Below are 21414 nucleotides of genomic sequence, written 5' to 3'. Positions count from 1 at the left end.
CATAATTATCTGTCATCATTGTAAGAGATTTGCTAAATTCGCGAGATGATAAATATGGCAATATGGCCGGATATCCTCAATGTGAAAAAGCAACGGATGATTAAAATGCAGAAACTCTTAATGATTTTCTTTCTAGTCTTCATTATATCAGATTTTTACGGACAAGACAAGAAGGCGAATTTTGGTATAAAGGCAGGTGTTAATTATGGAAAATATGTCCCTGATAAAAGATCAACCGAGTATCGACATGTGGTTGGGTTTTATGCAGGCGGATTCTTTAACATTGCGTTAGAGGAAAAACTGGAGTTTCAGCCCGAGCTGCTTTTTGCCCTTCATGGCAGCCGGATATTTATCGGGGGACTGGATATTCCCAGCTTCGATTATAACGGGAACCGACTGCCCAACTCCAATACCTATGACTTTACATACGAAGTTAACGAATTGACCATATCCGTACCGTTGGCAATAAAAGTTTTTCTTTCTAAAAACTTTTACCTCGAAAGTGGACCGCAATTCGGGATTATTGTCGACAGGCGGTTAAGCTCATCGCAGGAATTGTTAGAAGGGGAAGATGACAGTTTTGTAATCCGGGACGGAGATTCGTTTGATTTTGGCGTATGCCTGGGAATTGGCCAAAAGCTATCAGAAAAACTATCTTTAAACTTACGGTCTTATACCGGACTTATAAAACGGGACGATGATATTAAATCGTTTGTATTCAATCTGGGACTTGCATATAATTTATAAGCCAGGCTGTGTAAACAGGTACGGGGTATGTTTGCTAAAGCATATATGTCCTATTGTCATGAAAACAATCACTTAAAAAAAATGTTGACTATGAATAAATGGAGGGGGAGTGTTTTTTCGTCTTCCGGGCTATATTTTGTTCAGTACTCAGCCATATTAGTAATTAAAATTGCAGATGAAAAATAAATTTTGGCATTTAGCTATAGTAATGGTGTTATTCTCTTGTAGCAAAAATAATGATACATTGCCGGAGACTCCTGACGAATCAATATTGTATACACTTCCGGTGGTGGTTCATGTGATACATTCCGGGGAATCTGAAGGCGAAGGTTCAAATTTATCTACGGCACGTATTAAAGAGCAGATAGAGTCGTTGAACGATGATTTCAGAAGGGTTCCCGGAACTTTGGGGGAGAATAATTTTCCTTATAGTGATGATGCTTTTATTCGATTTAAACTTGCGGAAAGAACACCTGACGGCGATCCTACAAACGGGATACGCCGGGTTAATTATTTTGATGTTAATCCTGATAAGGGAGATGATGACCATATGCACGACTGGCTTCCTCAATTGGGATACTGGGATCCGGAAAAGTATATTAATATCTGGGTATATGGAGGCTTTAATCCCAATGAAAATCTTGGACTGGCAACTTTGCCTACTACCGATCTGCCGGGACTTGAAAAAGAGTTGCAGGTTAATGGTGACGGGATCATGATCAATGCACATCATTTTGGTAAATCGGGTGCGACTGATGATGATAACCTGGGAAAAACGCTCACCCATGAAATGGGGCACTTTCTCGGTTTGTATCACCTTTGGGGGCATGTTGAAGGAAAACCCTGCCTGGAGCAAGATGATTTTGTAGCAGATACTCCTCCCGTAGCAGGGCCGCTTTTTAATTGTGATGATTCACAATTAGCCTGTGACGGACAGCCTGCTCCTGTATCGAACTATATGAACCTGACATCTGATAAATGTATGAATACATTTACAAAAGGGCAGATTGCGCGGATGCGCCATGTGCTGAAAAATGCCGTAAGAAGAAAGAGCCTGACAAGTTCTGATGTTATAACACGATGAAGTACAAAGAGGAAAAAGTCTTTTTTAAAATGACTGACCATAAGTTTCTTTAGTTAGTTGTGCCACCGGAATAAGGGAAAAAAAAGTAACATAGCGTCCAGCTATATTATATAGTTTTTTATTGTTGAAACCTCCAGGTAGAATTTACGAGTTTGCATAGAACGGCAGATATGAATGGTATTGACTATAAATTTCATAGTTTAGAAAATTGTAAATACGAAATTGAAAATATTAATTTTAAGCTTTTTAAGGACTTGTCACACATCCACTGTGTCGTGTTTTGGTGTTTAAATTAATGGATTGTTAATGAGTGTGTTCTCTTATCATTTGGCGGATGTAACTTTTTTATCAGGTATGAAAGGAATATGTTTAAACCCGATACCGAAATATACTAAAGGGCTGATCCATTCAGAATATACGACTTTGATGACATTAGGTGCTGCTCTTGTTTCTCCTTCAAGGTTTTTACTAGGGCAAATAGCTGTTTTTGCTCAATGGGAAGATGAAAAAGCAATAGATGATTTTTTAGCAGAAGATAGCTTTGGAAGAATCTTGAATGAAGGGTGGCATATCCGTCTAGATTTTTTAAGACAATGGGGAAATTATAGTGAATTTGAGATTCCTGAAAAAAATGTAGCAATTGAAAATCGGAATTCAGCGGTTGTAGCTATAACAATTGCTAAAATGAGACCGTTTGAGATTCCGAGATTCATTCGTTGGGGGAGGCCTGTTGAAAAGCTTGTCAGAGACCATCCCGGAACTACCTTATCGCTGGCATCGATCAGATTTCCGAATGTTGTTTCTACGTTCTCTATATGGGAAACAGAAGAAGAAATGTTGAGTATGGTTCATGGTCATAGTCACGTGCCAAAGCCTGAACGCCATTCCGTGGCAATGAAAGAAAGAGCGCGCAAAGATTTTCATTTTGAATTTACTACTTTACGGTTCAAACCACTTTCAGAATCCGGAGAGTGGCAGGGACAACGGAACTTTATACCCAATCTAAATATACAACAGCATCAATGAGGTTTGCCTATCCGATTCAAAAATTTCAGGACTGGATAACTCAACAGTGGGTTATAACCTTTGGAAAGAGGATAACTCCAAATCAAAATAAATGGTTGTTAGGTCCATTTGGCAGTTTAAGCGGTACAGGTTCAAATTTTATTGATCAATTAGCAGCCCGAGAAAATTTAATTATTGAAAGAGGGTGTAAAAACAGAGGATTGATTAAATCTGTAGAAGCGCTAGGCTTATCTGAAAAAGAGGTAATGAACTTATCAGGAGCAATTATTGATTTTTATGAGAACACATCTAATTATTATCTTGACCTTAAAGTGAAGTGGAATCCTTTTTTCAAAGTATTTGGATCATTATTAAAAGTATTATTCAGTAATCGTATTGAACAGCTAAACATTCCAGCGGGGAAAATGAATGATACGAATACTTTAAAGAATGAAATAATTAGTTTGATAGACCCAGAAACCGGTGAAATAAAGCGAACTGTATGGTTAAGAAGCTATAAAGCTAATGGACAAATAGTATATTCAGGTGTTTATGAAACGTGTGTCATCCCAAATGGGAAAATTTGTATTAAAGCAATCTTTCCACTGCCTAACGGAAATGCGACCGTTATACTAGAACCTAGTGTTGGAGCAAACGGAGCGTTGATATTGGTTTCATCCGGCAGAAAAATTGGTGACAGTGGATTTTACTTCTTACTGAATGACTCAAAGGGGGGGGTGTGGACCAAGTATATTAAATCTTTTAAAGATAAATTAATAGTCAGTGATACAAACGGAAGGATTACAGCAGCACAATCATTGACTTTATGGAATTTAAATGTACTTGAGTTTACGTATAATATAAAGAAGCGTATGTAAGGCGGTGTATAAGGGCAAAACAGGTTGAGGTATGAGATATGGCGATTGTTTTATTTTCAGATCTTGAGCATCCCTGGATAGTACCTTAGCGTATTGATATCGATTTTATTGGAGGTGAATTGTGATGTATGTGAACGTAATCAATAAGATGATTAGAGGAAAGGGTGTATGGTTAAGTGGATTGAGTGTTTAGGTGTTGTTGAAATATAGTACATGATGCTTTAGTCTTTTTAATATTTTTATATTTTACCATTGTAATAATTTTAAACCAACAGTAATATTGTTAACAGTAGAATTAAAGCAAGCCAAAAGTTTTAATATTCCGAGATACGTTGTACTTTTTTTAAAAGAAGAGGCCAAATTTTCTGTAAACTTTGTTAGTTACAAAGCTAAACGGAATTCCATATTGTTCTTATCGCCATATCAAAATCTGAAATGGGAGGGAAATTACTCTTCGGAAGTCAGGCAGATAGAATTTCATGGTGATTTTTATTGTATAGAGTATCATAAAAAAGAGGTTTCCTGCAACGGCCTGTTATTTAATAACATTTATTTACAGCCTTATATATTGCTTGATGAAGTTACATTTACGGAGATAGAAGGGTTGACAGGTAAAATGGCAAGGGAAAATTTAAGTGATAAACGATTTTCTGATTCAGTTGTTAAGTCTTATTTACAATTGATATTGGCAATTTGCAGTAAAGAAAAAATATTACAAATAGATAATTCTCTAATTCAGAAGCCATTTAATAGCCAGATTTTAAGCTTTCGGGGGTTATTAGAAAAGCATTTCATACATCAGCGTAGCGCATCTTTTTATGCTTGTGCTTTATCGATGTCTACTTCTTCCTTCAGTAAAAAGATAAAGCAGCAGTTTGAAAAAACGCCCACACAGCTCATCCAGGAGCGTGTTGTTTTAGAGGCTAAAAAGTTATTACACCTTACTCATAAAACGGTGAAGGAAATTGCTGCCGAGCTTAATTTTGATGACGAGCACTATTTCAGTCGATATTTTAAAAGAGAAGTCGGATTGTCACCGACACAATTTCGAGAAGAGGTCGGGATTTCAATTGTGGCAAAATAATCCATTATACATCTTTTATTATCCATTTCTTCATCCAAATACAGCTTTTATTTTTGTTGTAAAATATATTGATAATGGATAGACTATTAGTTTTATTAAGTGATTTGCAATCAAGTTTTATACACTTTATTCGTATTGCCATTTTCATCGTAATGGCCTGGATTGGGGGGTTAAAAGCATTTCAGTATGAGGCAGACGGTATTGTGTCATTTGTAACTAACAGTCCGTTTATGAGTTTCTTCTATAAACATTCGGCAGACACGGCTGTTAATGAAAAGGGGGAAACTGTAGCTCAGTATCAATTACATAAAAACCCTGAAGGCAAGATGGTGGCTGAAAATATTAAATGGCATAAATCGAATGGGACTTATGTTTTTTCATATGGATTAGGTACAGTCATAGTAATTATCGGGTTATTAGTTCTTTTGGGGATATGGTTTCCAAAGACCGGACTTTGGGGAGGGTTGTTAACTTTCGGGATGTCGATAATAACTTTATCATTTCTTGTGACAACTCCTGAAGTTTATGTGCCTAATCTGGGAGGTGATTCAGATACGCCATATTTTGGTTTCCCGTTTTTATCGGGAGCAGGAAGATTGGTTTTAAAAGATGTTATTATGATGGCAGGTGGTTTGTTGATAGCGTCAGACTGTGCAAGAAAAATCATGAATACCAGTGATGGTTCAAATTGAGTTCTAAACCAGCAGTTGTTGTTTTTAATATATTTGGGAGTAATAGGATTGTAAAGTATTGTATAGTTAAACTGTTACTTGTGTGAGCGATTGTTACATGTAATCGAGATTATACATGTCCTGAATTTAAGAGTCAAATATGATCAAGATGCCTTCTAAGGAATTAACAGAACTCATACAACGGGATTACGACAATATTGCAGGAATTGTAATTCTATTCAAATAATGAAGTCGTTTTAGAGAATTATTTTCACGGTTATAAAGAGAGTGATACCCTACATATAGCTTGTGATTGTGATACCAAGAGTGTTCTATCTGTCCTTATTGGGATTGCTATTAACAAAGGGTTGATTAAAAGCACTCATCAAAAAGTGTTAGATTTTTTCCCTACATATGTAGTTAAAAAAGAGAAAAATACTTCGGGATGTTACTTTAAGGTATTTGTTAATAATGACAGCACCTTGCAAGTACACGTCTGAACCTTATACTAAAGTTTATTATAGTGATGACCGGACTACATCAGTGCTGGACTTGCCGGGAGGCAAAGTTTTAAATGGTGATTTTAAATATATGAAAATAGGGTTGCAGGTTTTATCCGGGACTCTAGTGAACGCAACAGGAATATCTGTACCTGACTTTGCAACTGAAAATCTATTTTTGCCATTAGACATCGAACCTCCGGAAAATTGAAAATAAGGAAAGTAAATGCTACACAACTATAGGGGGTGGAAGAAATGTGATTTCTGTTAATACAGAATTAGGTATCGTAATTCTGATAACTTCGATATTGATCCCGTATAGCTATCGGGAACTTGGATGCTTGTTTCTGTGAAATACTCCTAACGGAATTTCATAGGGCTGGCGTCGAAATGTTTTGTCCATACACGAGAAGAGTTTCGGGGTAGTTTACTTTAGCTGCGACAAAAACCGGATGCTTCTTTTCCGTGAACTGATTGTCTATATTCTATTCCCCAATTAGCCAGGGCATCAATCAAAGGAGAAAGTGTTTTTCCGTATTCAGTAATTGAATATTCAACAGTTACAGGTTTCGTATTCATAACCGTTCGGCTGATTAAATGGTTCATTTCCAGATCTTGTAATTCTTTGGATAGCATTTTTGATCCTATGCCATCTACCTCTCTCATTAAATCCATGAACCCTAATTTACTACCTTTAATCAGTGTTCCCAGAATATGAAATTTCCATTTTCCTGATAGTACACTCATAGCATCTCTTATTGCCTGCATTTTTGTCTGACATGCAGGCGAATTATTAATTATTGCTTTCTTTTTCATTGATTCACATTGATAAACGAACTTATTAATATACTCATTTACTCGATCATCGAGATTTATCCCGATAGCGCTGGAATTCCGATGCTTGCCCTTGTGAAATGCTCCTAATGGAATTTCAGGGATCTTGCGTCGAAATATTTTGCCATGCGCCAGCTGGCTCCATCGCTAAAAAGGTTTATCAGGCCTTTTCTTTACGCTTGGCCCTCTCGTGAGCTTACTCCGAGGTAGTTTGCTTTCCTTTTGGAAAGCACTTTCCGAAAGGAAAGTCGTGGCAAATTTATAATTAGTTTACCATAGTTTTGTGTCATTATTTCCTAAAACAAAGGAAAAATCAATAAAATCAGGTGTCCGATCTATTATATAATAATCATTTAAGGAATTTATAAAAAAGATTGTAGGGCGCTAATCGGTACATCTTTATGAATAAGAATATAGGAGTAACTATATAGTAAACAATGGTGTTAGTTCTGATAAAAAAACAATATGAATAAAGAAACATCGAATACAAATCGGCTATTATGTGATCCTGAGACAGGGATGTGTGAAATGCCAGGAAATGAGGCCGTAGAATCAGCGGAAAGAAAAGCCAGGACAACAGGAGGGCAAATAAAAGTAATTTACTTTACCGATCCTGTTTGTTCGTCTTGTTGGGGTATAGAGCCGCAATTACGGAAACTAAAACTTGAATATGGGTATTATATCGAAATCGAGTATAGAATGGGTGGGTTGTTGCCTGATTGGAGCTATAACAGCGGAGGGATCAGCAAACCATCTGATGTTGCACACCATTGGGATGAAGTAAGTAGCTTTTACGATATGCCTATAGATGGTGATGTTTGGTTGGAAGACCCTCTTCATTCGTCTTATCCGCCTTCGATTGCATTTAAAGCAGCTCAATTACAAGACCAAAATGCGGCTATTTTATTTTTACGGGAAATGCGTGAAATGGTTTTCTTAAAAAAGAAAAATATAGCCAAATGGGCACACATTGCTACTGCTGCGAGAAATACAGGATTAGATGTAGAGCAATTAAAGACTGACTTTGAAGGGAAAGCTAAAATGTTGTTTGAGGGAGATTTGAAATTAGCCGGGGAATTCGGAGTGCGGGGTTTCCCGACCATGTTCTTTATGGGTAGTCCGGATAAGAGAGAGGTCGTTTATGGTTCAAAAGCGTACGCATTTTATGAAACGGCTGTTCTAAAGATCCTCCCAAACATCAATAAAAGTGAATACAGTAAAGATTGGGAAACTCTTTTTGCCAATTACCCCTCATTGACAGCACGGGAGTTCTCAGAATTATCAGGGATGTCAAGAACCGGAAGTGAACAATTATTGGATGGACTTGCGGTTGATGGAAGATTAAGAAAAATAACAACAAAGAATGGAGGAATGTGGAAGCTGAAAAATGACAGCTATTAACATCCTGTATCAGTGATAACAGGCTGAATAAGCGTTCGGTTTAAACCGAACGCTTATTGTTTTGTTGCTATTCATTAAGCAAGGTTTGGTCCTGTTAATAGAGTATAGGGGTAATGAGAAGGCGATGCCATTTTATCAGGTTTCCATAGCATCCGCTTGTTACCATACCAGATAAATTTCATTGTTTGCAGAGTCCGCAAAATAGTTTGGGTTTAATTTTTTAAACGGATTTTTTCTATATAAGAGGGTTTCTTTAGGTGTATTAAATGTTAAATTGCATGCAATTTTTTTAGCTTCTTTTAACATATATTTTTATATTTAGGAAAGAGTAGTTGTGAATCATTAAGAGACTTATACATAGAAACCTGTTTAAACCAAATTATTACCATTACATATGGCAAGAACTTTACTTAACCAAACTTCAAAAAAGATAAAGAGTGACTGCTTTTTAATAAAGGTCATTGTTTTTACAGCTTTATTAATTTTAGTCAATATTACAGCGACACTTGCACAAAGCAGTATGGCTGGTGCCAGTCTTTGGCTCAAAGCGGATGCTGGTACAACTCCTTCTACAGGTACATTAACAACATGGACAGATCAAACGGGATTACAGACAGTAACGGTAAATGGGAATCCGGAGATTGGGACTAATGGTCTGAATTTTAACTCAAGTGTAACTTATGATGGAACGGGCGATTATATATCAGTACCATATACGAACGACCTGAACACGACCAGCTTTACTATTAATACTGTTTTTAAAGTAACAGGAGGTAGTGGATATCGTTCAATTGTTTCCAGTAAAACAACGGTTTATAGTGGTTATGTTGTTTATATAAATGCTTCAAATGAATTAGAATTTTGGGTCGGTGAAGGTGGGACTTCATGGAAGATTGTTAATGGAGGATCTATAGAACTGGATCAATGGAACCTGATAACTACTAAATTTGAGGGTACCACCAGTACCTTGTTCATAAATGGTGTACAGGTCGGAACACCACAAACGGTAGCACCTGTATATAATAATGTAGCCGAATTCAGGATTGGAATGGGGCATGGATCGGGTTCTACAAATGCTTTAAATTTTTCGTTTTTTGGAGAGATTCCTGAACTCATATATTTTCCGACAGCTGTCTCAACTTCAGATCAAAATAAAGTCGAATCATATTTAGCAGAAAAATATGGAATCAGTCTTGGAGACAATTCAAGTGCTGTAGCTTATACTTCGTCAGATGACACGACAATCTGGACTGCGGATGCTACTTATCAATACGATATCTTCGGAATAGGACAAGATGACGGAAATGGATTAACTCAAAATTCATCCAACAGTATCAATACCGGCTCTGGAGATGGTACCGGCCAAAGTGGCATGGGAAATATCGTATTGAGCAACCCTTCCTCTTTAGACGATGGTGACTTTTTAATGATTGGACATGATACAGGTGCTTTAACCGAACAATCGTCAGATTTACCGGCTTCCGAAACCTGTTTTGCCCGTTTAGCGAGGGAATGGAGAGTAACAAGGACCAACGACCCGGGAACGGTTACCCTTGCTTTTGATCTGGACGGACTGACCATCGGAGGTTCTGTACTGGGGGATTTTAAATTATTGGTTGATGCTGACGGAGATGGGGATTTCACCTCTGGAGCATCTGCAATAGCTGCTACAAGTTTCACTTCAAATATTGTAACATTCGATGGTGTAACGCTTCCTAACGGGGCTGTTTTTACCTTTATAACCGGTAAGGAGTCTATTAACCCGACTGTGGTTACTCAAAACATCACCGTTCCATTAGACGCTTCGGGTAATGCCACCATTACTCCAAACCAGATAGACAACGGGAGTTCGGATAACTGTGCTGTTGATACCCGCACATTAGACATTACCGATTTTGATTGTTCTGATATCGGTACACCGGTAACTGTCACTTTAACGGTAACGGATGTCAACGGAAATTCCAATACAGGAACGGCAACAGTAACGGTAGAAGATACTGTTGATCCGACTGTGGTTACCCAAAACATCACCGTTCCATTAGACGCTTCGGGTAATGCGACCATTACTCCAAACCAGATAGACAACGGGAGTTCGGATAACTGTGCTGTTGATACCCGCACATTAGACATTACCGATTTTGATTGTTCTGATATCGGTACACCGGTAACTGTCACTTTAACGGTAACGGATGTCAACGGAAATTCCAATACAGGAACGGCAACAGTAACGGTAGAAGATACTGTTGATCCGACTGTGGTTACCCAAAACATCACCGTTCCATTAGACGCTTCGGGTAATGCGACCATTACTCCAAACCAGATAGACAACGGGAGTTCGGATAACTGTGCTGTTGATACCCGCACATTAGACATTACCGATTTTGATTGTTCTGATATCGGTACACCGGTAACTGTCACTTTAACGGTAACGGATGTCAACGGGAATTCCAATACAGGAACGGCAACAGTAACGGTAGAAGATACTGTTGATCCGACTGTGGTTACTCAAAACATCACCGTTCCATTAGACGCTTCGGGTAATGCGACCATTACTCCAAACCAGATAGACAATGGGAGTTCGGATAACTGTACTATTGATACCCGCACATTAGATATCACTAGTTTTGATTGTTCTGATATCGGTACACCGGTAACTGTCACTTTAACGGTAACGGATGTCAACGGGAATTCCAATACTGGAACGGCAACAGTAACGGTAGAAGATACTGTTGATCCGACTGTGGTTACTCAAAACATCACCGTTCCATTAGACGCTTCGGGTAATGCTACCATTACTCCAAACCAGATTGATAATGGGAGTTCGGATAACTGTGCTGTTGATACCCGCACATTAGACATTACCGATTTTGATTGTTCTGATATCGGTACTCCGGTAACTGTCACTTTAACGGTAACGGATGTCAACGGAAATTCCAATACAGGAACGGCAACAGTAACGGTAGAAGATACCGTTGACCCGACTGTGGTTACTCAAAACATCACCGTTCCATTAGACACTACAGGTAATGCGACCATTACTCCAAACCAGATAGACAATGGGAGTTCGGATAATTGTGCTGTTGATACCCGTACTTTAGATATCACTAGTTTTGATTGTTCTGATATCGGTACACCGGTAACTGTCACTTTAACGGTAACGGATGTCAACGGGAATTCCAATACTGGAACGGCAACAGTAACGGTAGAAGATACTGTTGATCCGACTGTGGTTACTCAAAACATCACCGTTCCATTAGACGCTTCGGGTAATGCTACCATTACTCCAAACCAGATAGACAACGGGAGTTCGGATAATTGTGCTGTTGATACCCGCACTTTAGATATCACTAGTTTTGATTGTTCTGATATCGGTACACCGGTAACTGTCACTTTAACGGTAACGGATGTCAACGGAAATTCCAATACAGGAACTGCGACAGTAACGGTAGAAGATACTGTTGATCCGACTGTGGTTACTCAAAACATCACCGTTCCATTAGACACTACAGGTAATGCGACCATTACTCCAAACCAGATTGATAATGGGAGTTCGGATAATTGTGCTGTTGATACCCGTACTTTAGATATCACTAGTTTTGATTGTTCTGATATCGGTACACCGGTAACTGTCACTTTAACGGTAACGGATGTCAATGGAAATTCCAATACTGGAACGGCAACAGTAACGGTAGAAGATACTGTTGATCCGACTGTGGTTACTCAAAACATCACCGTTCCATTAGACGCTTCGGGTAATGCTACCATTACTCCAAACCAGATAGACAACGGGAGTTCGGATAATTGTGCTGTTGATACCCGCACTTTAGATATCACTAGTTTTGATTGTTCTGATATCGGTACACCGGTAACTGTCACTTTAACGGTAACGGATGTCAATGGAAATTCCAATACAGGAACGGCAACAGTAACGGTAGAAGATACTGTTGATCCGACTGTGGTTACCCAAAACATTACCGTTCAGTTGGACGCTTCGGGTAATGCCACCATAACCTCGGCTCAGATAGACAACGGGAGTTCGGATAATTGTACTATTGATACCCGCACTTTAGATATCACTAGTTTTGATTGTTCTGATATCGGTACTCCGGTAACTGTCACTTTAACGGTAACGGATGTCAACGGAAATTCCAATACAGGAACGGCGACAGTAACGGTAGAAGATACTGTTGATCCGACTGTGGTTACTCAAAACATCACCGTTCCATTAGACGCTTCGGGTAATGCCACCATAACCTCGGCTCAGATAGACAATGGGAGTTCGGATAATTGTACTATTGATACCCACACTTTAGATATCACTAGTTTTGATTGTTCTGATATCGGTACTCCGGTAACTGTTACTTTAACGGTAACGGATGTCAACGGAAATTCGAATACAGGAACAGCGACAGTAACGGTAGAAGATACTGTTGATCCGACTGTGGTTACTCAAAACATCACCGTTCCATTAGACGCTTCGGGTAATGCCACCATAACCTCGGCTCAGATAGACAATGGGAGTTCGGATAATTGTACTATTGATACCCGCACTTTAGATATCACTAGTTTTGATTGTTCTGATATCGGTACTCCGGTAACTGTCACTTTAACGGTAACGGATGTCAACGGAAATTCCAATACAGGAACGGCGACAGTAACGGTAGAAGATACTGTTGATCCGACTGTGGTTACCCAAAACATCACCGTTCCATTAGACGCTTCGGGTAATGCGACCATAACCTCGGCTCAGATAGACAATGGGAGTTCGGATAACTGTACTATTGATACCCGTACTTTAGATATCACTAGTTTTGATTGTTCTGATATCGGTACACCGGTAACTGTCACTTTAACGGTAACGGATGTCAACGGAAATTCCAATACAGGAACAGCAACAGTAACGGTAGAAGATACTGTTGATCCGACTGTGGTTACTCAAAACATCACCGTTCCATTAGACGCTTCGGGTAATGCGACCATTACTCCAAACCAGATAGACAACGGGAGTTCGGATAATTGTGCTGTTGATACCCGTACTTTAGATATCACTAGTTTTGATTGTTCTGATATCGGTACACCGGTAACTGTTACTTTAACGGTAACGGATGTCAACGGAAATTCGAATACAGGAACAGCGACAGTAACGGTAGAAGATACTGTTGATCCGACTGTGGTTACTCAAAACATCACCGTTCCATTAGACGCTTCGGGTAATGCCACCATAACCTCGGCTCAGATAGACAATGGTAGTTCGGATAACTGTACTATTGATACCCGCACTTTAGATATCACTAGTTTTGATTGTTCTGATATCGGTACACCGGTAACTGTTACTTTAACGGTAACGGATGTCAACGGAAATTCCAATACAGGAACGGCGACAGTAACGGTAGAAGAAAAAATAAATCCTATCATCAGTTGTGTAGGTGATCAGACAAGAGATGCAGAGACCGGACAGTGTTATTATACTGTAGCAGGAACAGAATTTGATCCAACAACAACCTATGATAACTGCGGGATTGTCTCGGTAATAAATGACTTTAACAATTCGAATACCCTTGCTAATGAGCAGATACCAGGAGGGACTACCATTACATGGACTATTACGGACAATGCCGGAAATACCGCCGGATGTAGTTTTACCGTAACGGTAAACGATACAGAAGCACCTATCCCGGATGTTGATCCGTTACCGGATGTAACCGGTGATACAAGTACTCCTCTTACAATAAGCCCTCCTACGGCTACTGATAATTGTGCAGGTTCGGTTACGGCTATAACGACAGATCCGTTAACATATACAAATCCGGGAACTTATACGATTAACTGGATGTATGATGATGGAAATGGAAATTCATCAACACAAACACAAAATGTGATTGTGGAAGATAGAACCGGAGACGCTTCCATAAAGAGTATTACCATTGGAAACACTGTTTATAAATACCCTGAAGAAACCATACGTTATCTAATAGATTGCGGAAATAATGATACCACTATAGACGTTTCAATAATTTCTTATAATGCTATGGTAGTACCCGGTCATGACATTACCATGACTATACCTAAAGCAGGGATTTATACCCGAACGGTTACTGTTACATCAGCAGACGGGAGTAATGTAAAAACATATACTGTTGTTATAGAAAAACGCTTTGATTTTTCTGATATCGTTGTTCAGAAGTTTGACAATATACTTTTGGTTAATAATAACAGTTCGACCAACGGAGGTTATGAGTTTGTAGCTTATGAATGGTATAAAAACGGAAAACTCGTTGGTACAGACCAATATTATTCTGCCGGAGATAACGTAAACAATATACTGGATACTTCCTCTGAGTATTATGTAAGAATGACTACCGCTGATGGAGATGTTCTTGAAACATGTTCGATGAAAATAGAACTTGAATATTCTCATCAGGCTATGCTGTATCCTAATCCTATTGAGACCGGTGGGGTAGTAACAGTTAGGGTTGACCTTCCGGAGGAAGAATTGAAACAGATGCAAATTAGTCTTTATACGCTTTCCGGTTATATGATCAAACAGGTGAAGTCTTCTTTCAGAAATACACAGATAACGGTTCCCGGCAGCCTGGCCTCATCAGCCTATATTGTACGGATCGAAACTCCTAATTATAATAAATCGCTTAAACTGATAATTGATAAGTAGGGAACATAGTTATTAAAAAACCAGAATACATCAAATAATATAATAATGAAAGTATATATATATCATATAAAATATTTAACAGGAGTTGCGATATGTTTGCTGGGTTGTCGGTATGCAGAAGCACAGCAAAGAAAACTGGAACTGTCAGTAACCTCCGGTAGTACTGTCAGTTGGATTTCTCAGGAATTAAAAGTCGGAGAAACAAAGAATAAAAACGGGGTTTTATTTGGTTTAAGAAGTTCTTTATACCTGAATGATAACTGGAGCCTTGGGTTGGAAGTCGAATATCAGTCATACAGATCTGATGTTCGTTTAAACAATGTCAGGGACAGTTATAATACTACAGATTTTGACCAGGAACCGTTTGAATTCAGATATACGGCCAATAGTTACAATGAAGTTCAAAGAATAGAGAATATAAATGTTCCTGTAACGCTGCAATATGAAACAGATGGAAGGAAAGTCAGGTTTTACGCTCTAACAGGGGTCAAGGCTGGGTTCGTTATAAATGGCACTACCCAGACCCGTATAGGCTCACTCGTTACCAGTGGCTATTATCCTCAGTACAATGCTGAATTATTTAATCCAAAGTTTATGGGATTCGGGACATTTAATAATGTTAAATCTGCCCAAAAAGATCTGGATGCCAAAATGGCCTGGTCTGCTACGTTTGAATCGGGAATCAAATGCTTTTTAAATAAAAAGAACGCTGTTTATTTTGGGTTGTTCTTTGATGTAGGTATGAACTATATTGTTGATAATGAACCAACGGCAAAGCAGCTCATCGTATACCCTTCTGATGAGTATCCTGTTGATTTACAATATAACTCTTTAAGCAATACCCCTTATGCTGAAAAGATGAGGCTTTCTTCGTTTGGTTTAAAAATGAGGTATTCGTTCTTTAATGATTAAAGGGGTGTATGGGAAGCCTTTGATGAGGCTTTATCCGGTGATATATTCCGAAAGAAAGTCTCCCGGCGGAATTAAGGTGATTAACTGTCTTACCGTGAATTCTGTTTATTTTCAGAGATAGTCAGGGTGTTAATTTTTTTGTACCAGGTTAATGCTTCGCGTTAGTTGACTAATATTATACCTTAACAGACGGTTGAGCTTAAACGTCAGGGAGAAAGATATCCTGCGAGAATAAGAAGTGAAACAAGAAGGCGATACTTTGAACAAATTGTACGGCACAGCTTGCCGGCTTTATAAGGCCCGGGATATTTTTATTGTCTTAATAAGGCGATAATGCGTAGTGGTCCTCCGCTTCCTCCTTTAATTTTAATAGGTAATGCAATAATCTGGAAGTCTGATTCAGGTAACTTGTCGACATTGGCTACATTCTCGAAAACAGGAATATTTTTACTCATTAACACCACGTGACTTTTAAAGTCTTGTGATTGTCCGTAATCGATACTTGGTGTATCGAGACCAATGGCTTTTATATTCCGTTTATCGGTTAACCATGTCGCTGCTTCCGGAGAAAGGCCGGGAAAATGAAGTTCCTTGACTGCATCAGGCCCCCTGTTAAGGGTTCCGAGGTATTTTTGTTTGTCGGGATAATACGATCCGAACCCGGTTTCTAAAATGATAATACATTTATCGGGTATAAGCATTTGGTGCTTTTGTTCCCAGTTTTTGAAATCTTCAATGCTGACCTGATAATCGGGATTGTTTTTTGCTTTACCGGTTACGTTAACTTTAATCGCCTGTCCTATCAGATTATCCAGTGGGATTTCATCGACCGTTTGTCCGGTTTCATAAAAATGGATAGGAGCATCAATATGAGTTCCTCCATGCTCAGCTGTAGAAAAATTGTTGGCAGCATAGAAATACCCGTTGTCGGTTTGGCCTTTGGCGACTTCTTCAAGTTCAAATTCCCTGGCAGTGACCCAATAAACTGTTTCGTCTGAAAATGGATGGGTAAGATCGATGATCCTGGTTTGAGAGGAGACTTCCTGTGTAGCTCCCGGTTTTTTGTCGGAGAACTTTTCAGCATTGTTTTTACAACCTGAAAAACCGGCTATACACAATAACAATAGTAAGGATTGGCGTATCATAATATATTTATTTTTCTCCTATGTCTTCGTTCCAGAGGCTGGGATTATTTGTTATAAAATCTTTCATCATTTTTACACAGCGTTCATCGTTAAAAACATAAAGCCTGACACCGTTTTTTCTGAGATGATCTTCGGCCCCTGAAAATGTAATATGCTCGCCTATGATAACTTCAGGGATCTTATACAATAAAACAGCGCCACTGCACATGGAACAGGGGGAGAGTGTTGTATAGAGCTTTGCTCTTTGATATTCTTCCGGGCTTAGTCTTCCTGCGTTTTCCAGACAATCAATTTCGGCGTGGAGTACTGCACTGTCCTTTTGAACCCGCTGATTGTATCCCCTGCCTGCTATTTGGTCGTCTAATACCAGTACCGAACCTATCGGAATACCTCCCTCACTTAAGCTTTTTTGGGCTTCTTTAATGGCTTCTTCCATAAACCTGTCGATCATACGCTGTGTTTTTAGATCGTTCATTAAGATACATTATATCAATGAATTAATCAACCTGTGTTTAGTGTTTTTGAAAACTTGCTTTTTGTGTTTTAATTGATTAAAAATGTTTGGTTAAAGGCGGTTTTTTGATGATTGTTTTTTATTATTGTTAAAAGATTGAAAATAACATACGTTTGATGAACCGCAGGAAATTGCTTTTAAAAAAATACTGGCAGCATAATTTAAAGTATCTCTTTATTCTTTTGATCATTTGGTTTTTGGTCTCTTATGGATGCGGGATACTGTTTGTAGATGAACTTAACGCGTTACGCCTTGGGGGTTTTAAGCTGGGCTTTTGGTTTGCCCAGCAAGGGTCTATCTATGTGTTCATCGTACTAATCGCGGTTTATGTATACCTGATGAACAAGCTGGATAAAAAATATCGACTTAACGAAGACTAAATCTTATGAGTGTTCAGATCTGGACCTACTTATTGGTTGCGGTTACTTTTGCCATTTACATCGGGGTGGCTATTTGGAGCAGGGCCGGGTCGACCAAAGAGTTTTATGTGGCAGGAGGAGGCGTGTCTCCTTTAGCGAACGGGATGGCTACCGCAGCTGACTGGATGTCTGCTGCTTCTTTTATATCGATGGCCGGCATCATTTCTTTTGCGGGATATGACGGTTCTGTTTACCTAATGGGGTGGACCGGAGGCTATGTATTGCTGGCACTTTTGCTGGCACCATACTTAAGAAAATTCGGGAAGTTTACAGTGCCGGATTTTATAGGAGACAGATATTATTCTAATATAGCACGCCTGGTGGCGGTTATCTGTGCATTGTTTGTGTCGTTTACTTATGTCGCCGGGCAGATGAGAGGGGTAGGAGTCGTTTTTTCCAGGTTCCTGGAGGTCGATGTGGATACAGGTGTGTATATAGGAATGGCGATCGTGTTATTTTATGCTGTTCTTGGCGGGATGAAAGGGATAACCTATACGCAGGTAGCACAATACTGTGTGCTTATTTTTGCATTTATGGTACCGGCCTTTTTTCTTTCTATACAAATGACGGGTAACCCCATACCACAGTTTGGTTTTGGAGGTGTAACTCCTGAGGGAACTTATTTGTTGGATAAGCTGGACGGTTTGCACAGGGAATTGGGTTTTCATGAGTATACTTCCGGAAGCAAATCAACTGTAGATGTATTTTTTATCACAGCGGCTTTGATGTTGGGTACTGCCGGGCTGCCGCATGTAATCGTAAGGTTTTTTACGGTACCAAGGGTAAGAGATGCCCGAAAGTCGGCTTTATATGCCCTGATCTTTATAGGTGTATTGTATACAACCGCACCGGCTATTGCTGTTTTTGCGAGAACAAACTTGATAGAAACTGTCAGCGGACAGCCGTATTCAGCGATGCCGGACTGGTTTAAGAAATGGGAGTTAACCGGATTGCTGGAGTTTAGAGATAAAAACAGTGATGGCAGGATACAATATCTGGCCAATCCGGAAACCAATGAATTGATGATAGACAGGGATATTATTGTGCTGGCCAATCCGGAGATATCGGGGCTTCCCAACTGGGTTATTGCTTTGGTGGCGGCAGGAGGGCTGGCAGCAGCGTTATCTACTGCTGCGGGCTTGCTTCTGGTTATATCGTCTTCAATATCTCACGATCTGTTAAAGAAAATGTTATTACCGGATATTGATGAAAAGACTGAACTGTGGGCCGCCAGAGGTTCGGCTGTAGCAGCGGTTTGTGTAGCCGGTTATTTCGGAATTAATCCGCCCGGTTTTGTGGCTTCGGTAGTAGCCCTGGCATTTGGTTTGGCGGCTGCTTCGTTTTTTCCGGCCATAGTGCTCGGGATTTTCTCCAAACGAATGAATAAAGAAGGTGCCGTTGCTGGAATGATACTGGGACTGGCGATTACCTGTTATTACATAGCCAGGTTTAAACTGAAGTGGATCGGCGACCCGGCAACGTCAGGGGAGGCGTATTGGTGGTTTGGGATTTCCCCGGAGGGGTTCGGGACAGTAGGAATGCTGCTGAATTTTACGGTAGCTGTCATTGTATCGAAGTTTACCAAAAAACCACCTGAAGAAATCGGTGAAATTGTAGAAAGCATACGATACCCAAAGGGAGCCTCCAAAACGGTTAGTAACCATTAAGTTGTTCATTATGAGGTGTTTTTTCGGGATGTCGATTGTTCTGATGTTATAATACCATTCAGTATTAAAGAATGTTTGTAGGTTTTTTATTTTCATCGATGGCGACAAACGTAAATTCACCGGAAACTGATTTTTCTCTTTTTTCCGAATACATTTCTTCTGTATAAATATCTACTTTAACTTTCAGACTGGTATTTCCGATATGGGTGACCTTTCCGATGAGTTCAACGATAGTTCCCGCCGGGATCGGCTTTTTAAAGTCAATCCTGTCACTGCTGACGGTCACCATCCTTTGTCTGCTGAACCTGGTGGCTGTAATAAATGCTGTTTCGTCCATAAGTTGCATGGCAGTACCTCCGAAAAGTGTATCGTAATGGTTGGTAGTATTTGGAAAAACGGCTTTGAAAATTCTTGTTTCCGAGGTGGCTTTTCTATTTTCTGTGGAGCGGTCTTTCATTTTCTAAAGCTATAAAGTGAGTTATTTGATTTTGTTTGTTTTTTATCGGGGCGATATTGATTTCACAAAGATACGTTTCCCCGTTCTTTCTGTAATTAATGAGTTGAGTGCTAAAGGCATTCCCTTGTTGAATGTTTTGTCTGATAAAGCTCAAGGTATCAGGCGAAGTTTCCTTTCCCTGAAGGAACTTGGGCTTCTTCCCGACAATACTTTTTATGGAATACCCGGTCATTTTTTTAAACCCTTTACTCGCCCAAATTATTTCCTGGTTCAGATTGGTCAGTACCAAAGCATCGTAAAAGGAGTTTTTTAAAAGGGCGTGGAAATCGATATCCCAATGATGTTTTTGTTTGAGTTCTGCTAAGAGTTCCAGATCAGATTTCTTACCCGTATGTGTAGCCTGTTCTTGGAGGAACGATCCGTATATGTCCCAGCAAACCAATGGGGCACCTGACGATTTGATTGATGTCATTTGTTTGTTTTATAATGTGCCACGAGGAATAAAGCACTGCGTTTGCAGCAAACAAGGTCAAGACCCGGCTTTAATTCGCGAAAGCACTTAAGGTTAAAAATACAGCGGCAAGTATCCTGGCTTGTAACTTTTTTCGGCCATCGTGTTAAACTGATCGATGGCCCGTTTTCGTCGTGATGTTACTTACAGTTGCGCGTCAGCTTGTGATTTTCACACAATTCCTTATCAACTAACATTAAGCTGAACCTCTGATTCCGTATCAAAAATAAAATAATTATTTTAATAAAATAGTCTGGCTGTTTAGGAGAGATGCGTTATGGTTTACATAGCAGGGGGACGGAATATGCCGAAAAGGTAATTTTCGTCTTGGTGTTTGATTATGGCCTGTGTGTCTTTATAGTAGTTTAAAGGGGAAAGATCTGTAGATATTCCATTTTTTGCCATCGTGTTTCAGCAGGCTGAGGCCGGTTATCCGGAACGTAGCTGTAAATTGTTTGAACCGGAATTCGCTCCAGGCAATATTGAATATTTCCGGAGAAAGGTCTCTGTGAGCAATAGTTATATGGGGGTGGAAAGGTCTTGAGGTTTCATTTTCAGTAAAGTTTAAGGATGATCTTAAGGTGCATACCAAAGCCTGGCGCAGGTCGATGAACGGAGAGTGCTCCTGAATTTTAATAAATATCACCCTGTTTGAAAAGTGGCCGAAACCATCCAGGAAAACATCGAAACCGGGTTGTGCTGCTGCGAATTCTTTAAGTGAATTCATAATATCGTTTTCATCCCTGATATTCCTTCGGAAAGGCATTTGCAGGGTGATATGGGCGGGAGACCTCAGGCTGTGACAGATATTGAACCGCGTTTTCAGGTCCTCTTTAATTTGTTGAATGGAGTTAGATTCTTTTACCGGAGGAATTACGGCAATATAATATAGCGAACGATCATTCATTTTAGTCT

The 21414-nt window shown here is 39.5% G+C and carries 18 protein-coding genes and 1 riboswitch; of the genes, 12 read left to right on the top strand and 6 right to left on the bottom strand.

Features of this window, described 5'->3' with window-relative positions; genetic code table 11:
• Nucleotides 1–45 precede the first annotated feature (45 nt).
• From MQE36_RS00475 to MQE36_RS00445, 7 genes are all read left to right on the top strand, one after another.
• A complete protein-coding gene (locus MQE36_RS00475) occupies nt 46–747 on the top strand; it encodes a porin family protein (RefSeq protein ID WP_242937251.1) in 702 nt (233 codons plus the stop codon).
• 175 nt (nt 748–922) lie between these two features.
• Nucleotides 923–1831 (top strand): zinc metalloprotease, encoded by a 909-nt coding sequence (locus MQE36_RS00470; RefSeq protein WP_242937250.1) that lies wholly within the window; start codon nt 923–925, stop codon nt 1829–1831.
• 354 nt (nt 1832–2185) lie between these two features.
• Nucleotides 2186–2857, top strand: coding sequence for a hypothetical protein (locus MQE36_RS00465; protein WP_341461481.1), 672 nt, complete (start codon nt 2186–2188; stop codon nt 2855–2857).
• A complete protein-coding gene (locus tag MQE36_RS00460; RefSeq protein WP_242937248.1) occupies nt 2854–3714 on the top strand; it encodes a hypothetical protein in 861 nt (286 codons plus the stop codon). Before MQE36_RS00465 ends, MQE36_RS00460 begins: the two co-directional genes overlap by 4 nt.
• Nucleotides 3715–3994: 280 nt before the next feature.
• Nucleotides 3995–4798, top strand: coding sequence for a helix-turn-helix domain-containing protein (locus MQE36_RS00455; protein WP_242937247.1), 804 nt, complete (start codon nt 3995–3997; stop codon nt 4796–4798).
• A 74-nt stretch (nt 4799–4872) separates the two neighbouring features.
• Nucleotides 4873–5490 carry a DUF417 family protein gene (locus tag MQE36_RS00450; protein WP_242937246.1) on the top strand — a complete coding sequence of 206 codons (618 nt, stop codon included), beginning with the start codon at nt 4873–4875 and terminating at the stop codon, nt 5488–5490.
• Nucleotides 5491–5940: 450 nt separating this feature from the next.
• Nucleotides 5941–6180 (top strand): hypothetical protein, encoded by a 240-nt coding sequence (locus tag MQE36_RS00445; protein WP_242937245.1) that lies wholly within the window; start codon nt 5941–5943, stop codon nt 6178–6180.
• A 221-nt stretch (nt 6181–6401) separates the two neighbouring features.
• Here MQE36_RS00445 and MQE36_RS00440 read toward each other — a convergent pair whose 3' ends face one another.
• Nucleotides 6402–6785, bottom strand: a complete 384-nt coding sequence (locus MQE36_RS00440) for a winged helix-turn-helix transcriptional regulator (RefSeq protein ID WP_242937244.1) — start codon at nt 6783–6785, stop codon at nt 6402–6404.
• Nucleotides 6786–7268: 483 nt separating this feature from the next.
• Between MQE36_RS00440 and MQE36_RS00435 the strand changes: the two genes are divergently transcribed.
• From MQE36_RS00435 to MQE36_RS00425, 3 genes are all read left to right on the top strand, one after another.
• Nucleotides 7269–8204: a ClpXP adapter SpxH family protein gene (locus MQE36_RS00435; RefSeq protein ID WP_242937243.1), complete on the top strand. Its 936-nt coding sequence runs from the start codon at nt 7269–7271 to the stop codon at nt 8202–8204.
• 394 nt (nt 8205–8598) lie between these two features.
• Complete coding sequence (locus MQE36_RS00430) at nt 8599–14874, top strand: DUF8202 domain-containing protein (protein ID WP_242937242.1); 6276 nt, start codon at nt 8599–8601, stop codon at nt 14872–14874.
• Nucleotides 14875–14919: 45 nt separating this feature from the next.
• Entirely contained in the window at nt 14920–15786 is an 867-nt protein-coding gene (locus MQE36_RS00425; RefSeq protein ID WP_242937241.1) for an outer membrane beta-barrel protein, read from the top strand.
• A 311-nt stretch (nt 15787–16097) separates the two neighbouring features.
• Here the strand turns inward: MQE36_RS00425 and MQE36_RS00420 are convergent, their stop codons facing one another.
• Nucleotides 16098–16931, bottom strand: a complete 834-nt coding sequence (locus MQE36_RS00420; RefSeq protein WP_242937240.1) for a cyclase family protein — start codon at nt 16929–16931, stop codon at nt 16098–16100.
• Between the two features lie 7 nt (nt 16932–16938).
• Entirely contained in the window at nt 16939–17406 is a 468-nt protein-coding gene (locus MQE36_RS00415) for a nucleoside deaminase (RefSeq protein WP_242937239.1), read from the bottom strand.
• A gap of 155 nt (nt 17407–17561) precedes the next feature.
• Here MQE36_RS00415 and MQE36_RS00410 point away from each other — a divergent pair, with 155 nt between their 5' ends.
• Together MQE36_RS00410 and MQE36_RS00405 are read left to right on the top strand one after the other, a co-directional pair.
• Nucleotides 17562–17825, top strand: a complete 264-nt coding sequence (locus MQE36_RS00410; protein WP_242937238.1) for a DUF4212 domain-containing protein — start codon at nt 17562–17564, stop codon at nt 17823–17825.
• 5 nt (nt 17826–17830) lie between these two features.
• Nucleotides 17831–19531: a sodium:solute symporter family protein gene (locus MQE36_RS00405; RefSeq protein WP_242937237.1), complete on the top strand. Its 1701-nt coding sequence runs from the start codon at nt 17831–17833 to the stop codon at nt 19529–19531.
• Nucleotides 19532–19595: 64 nt separating this feature from the next.
• Here MQE36_RS00405 and MQE36_RS00400 read toward each other — a convergent pair whose 3' ends face one another.
• From MQE36_RS00400 to MQE36_RS00390, 3 genes are all read right to left on the bottom strand, one after another.
• The gene (locus MQE36_RS00400) at nt 19596–19988 is read right to left on the bottom strand and encodes an acyl-CoA thioesterase (RefSeq protein ID WP_242937236.1); all 393 of its coding nucleotides are present in this window, start codon (nt 19986–19988) and stop codon (nt 19596–19598) included.
• Nucleotides 19963–20460, bottom strand: coding sequence for a PAS domain-containing protein (locus MQE36_RS00395; protein WP_242937235.1), 498 nt, complete (start codon nt 20458–20460; stop codon nt 19963–19965). Before MQE36_RS00395 ends, MQE36_RS00400 begins: the two co-directional genes overlap by 26 nt.
• An 89-nt stretch (nt 20461–20549) precedes the next feature.
• A riboswitch (cobalamin riboswitch) is annotated at nt 20550–20725 on the bottom strand.
• Nucleotides 20726–20854: 129 nt separating this feature from the next.
• Nucleotides 20855–21406, bottom strand: a complete 552-nt coding sequence (locus MQE36_RS00390; RefSeq protein WP_242937234.1) for a 2'-5' RNA ligase family protein — start codon at nt 21404–21406, stop codon at nt 20855–20857.
• Between the last annotated feature and the right edge of the window lie 8 nt (nt 21407–21414).

The sequence above is a fragment of the Zhouia spongiae genome (assembly GCF_022760175.1).
In the GTDB taxonomy this organism is placed as follows: Bacteria; Bacteroidota; Bacteroidia; order Flavobacteriales; family Flavobacteriaceae; genus Zhouia; species Zhouia spongiae.
Note: the sequence above shows the minus strand (reverse complement) of the source record. Positions and strands in the feature narration are given on the sequence as shown.

What these genes read in the sequence shown, in the direction of transcription:
- MQE36_RS00430 (WP_242937242.1), top strand. Translation starts at nt 8,599, where the DNA reads ATGGCAAGAACTTTACTTAACCAAACTTCAAAAAAGATAAAGAGTGAC.
- MQE36_RS00470 (WP_242937250.1), top strand. Translation starts at nt 923, where the DNA reads ATGAAAAATAAATTTTGGCATTTAGCTATAGTAATGGTGTTATTCTCT.
- MQE36_RS00445 (WP_242937245.1), top strand. Translation starts at nt 5,941, where the DNA reads ATGACAGCACCTTGCAAGTACACGTCTGAACCTTATACTAAAGTTTAT.
- MQE36_RS00390 (WP_242937234.1), bottom strand. Translation starts at nt 21,406, where the DNA reads ATGAATGATCGTTCGCTATATTATATTGCCGTAATTCCTCCGGTAAAA.
- MQE36_RS00420 (WP_242937240.1), bottom strand. Translation starts at nt 16,931, where the DNA reads ATGATACGCCAATCCTTACTATTGTTATTGTGTATAGCCGGTTTTTCA.
- MQE36_RS00465 (WP_341461481.1), top strand. Translation starts at nt 2,186, where the DNA reads ATGAAAGGAATATGTTTAAACCCGATACCGAAATATACTAAAGGGCTG.
- MQE36_RS00435 (WP_242937243.1), top strand. Translation starts at nt 7,269, where the DNA reads ATGAATAAAGAAACATCGAATACAAATCGGCTATTATGTGATCCTGAG.
- MQE36_RS00440 (WP_242937244.1), bottom strand. Translation starts at nt 6,785, where the DNA reads ATGAAAAAGAAAGCAATAATTAATAATTCGCCTGCATGTCAGACAAAA.
- MQE36_RS00425 (WP_242937241.1), top strand. Translation starts at nt 14,920, where the DNA reads ATGAAAGTATATATATATCATATAAAATATTTAACAGGAGTTGCGATA.
- MQE36_RS00460 (WP_242937248.1), top strand. Translation starts at nt 2,854, where the DNA reads ATGAGGTTTGCCTATCCGATTCAAAAATTTCAGGACTGGATAACTCAA.
- MQE36_RS00405 (WP_242937237.1), top strand. Translation starts at nt 17,831, where the DNA reads ATGAGTGTTCAGATCTGGACCTACTTATTGGTTGCGGTTACTTTTGCC.
- MQE36_RS00450 (WP_242937246.1), top strand. Translation starts at nt 4,873, where the DNA reads ATGGATAGACTATTAGTTTTATTAAGTGATTTGCAATCAAGTTTTATA.
- MQE36_RS00400 (WP_242937236.1), bottom strand. Translation starts at nt 19,988, where the DNA reads ATGAAAGACCGCTCCACAGAAAATAGAAAAGCCACCTCGGAAACAAGA.
- MQE36_RS00395 (WP_242937235.1), bottom strand. Translation starts at nt 20,460, where the DNA reads ATGACATCAATCAAATCGTCAGGTGCCCCATTGGTTTGCTGGGACATA.
- MQE36_RS00415 (WP_242937239.1), bottom strand. Translation starts at nt 17,406, where the DNA reads ATGAACGATCTAAAAACACAGCGTATGATCGACAGGTTTATGGAAGAA.
- MQE36_RS00475 (WP_242937251.1), top strand. Translation starts at nt 46, where the DNA reads ATGATAAATATGGCAATATGGCCGGATATCCTCAATGTGAAAAAGCAA.
- MQE36_RS00410 (WP_242937238.1), top strand. Translation starts at nt 17,562, where the DNA reads ATGAACCGCAGGAAATTGCTTTTAAAAAAATACTGGCAGCATAATTTA.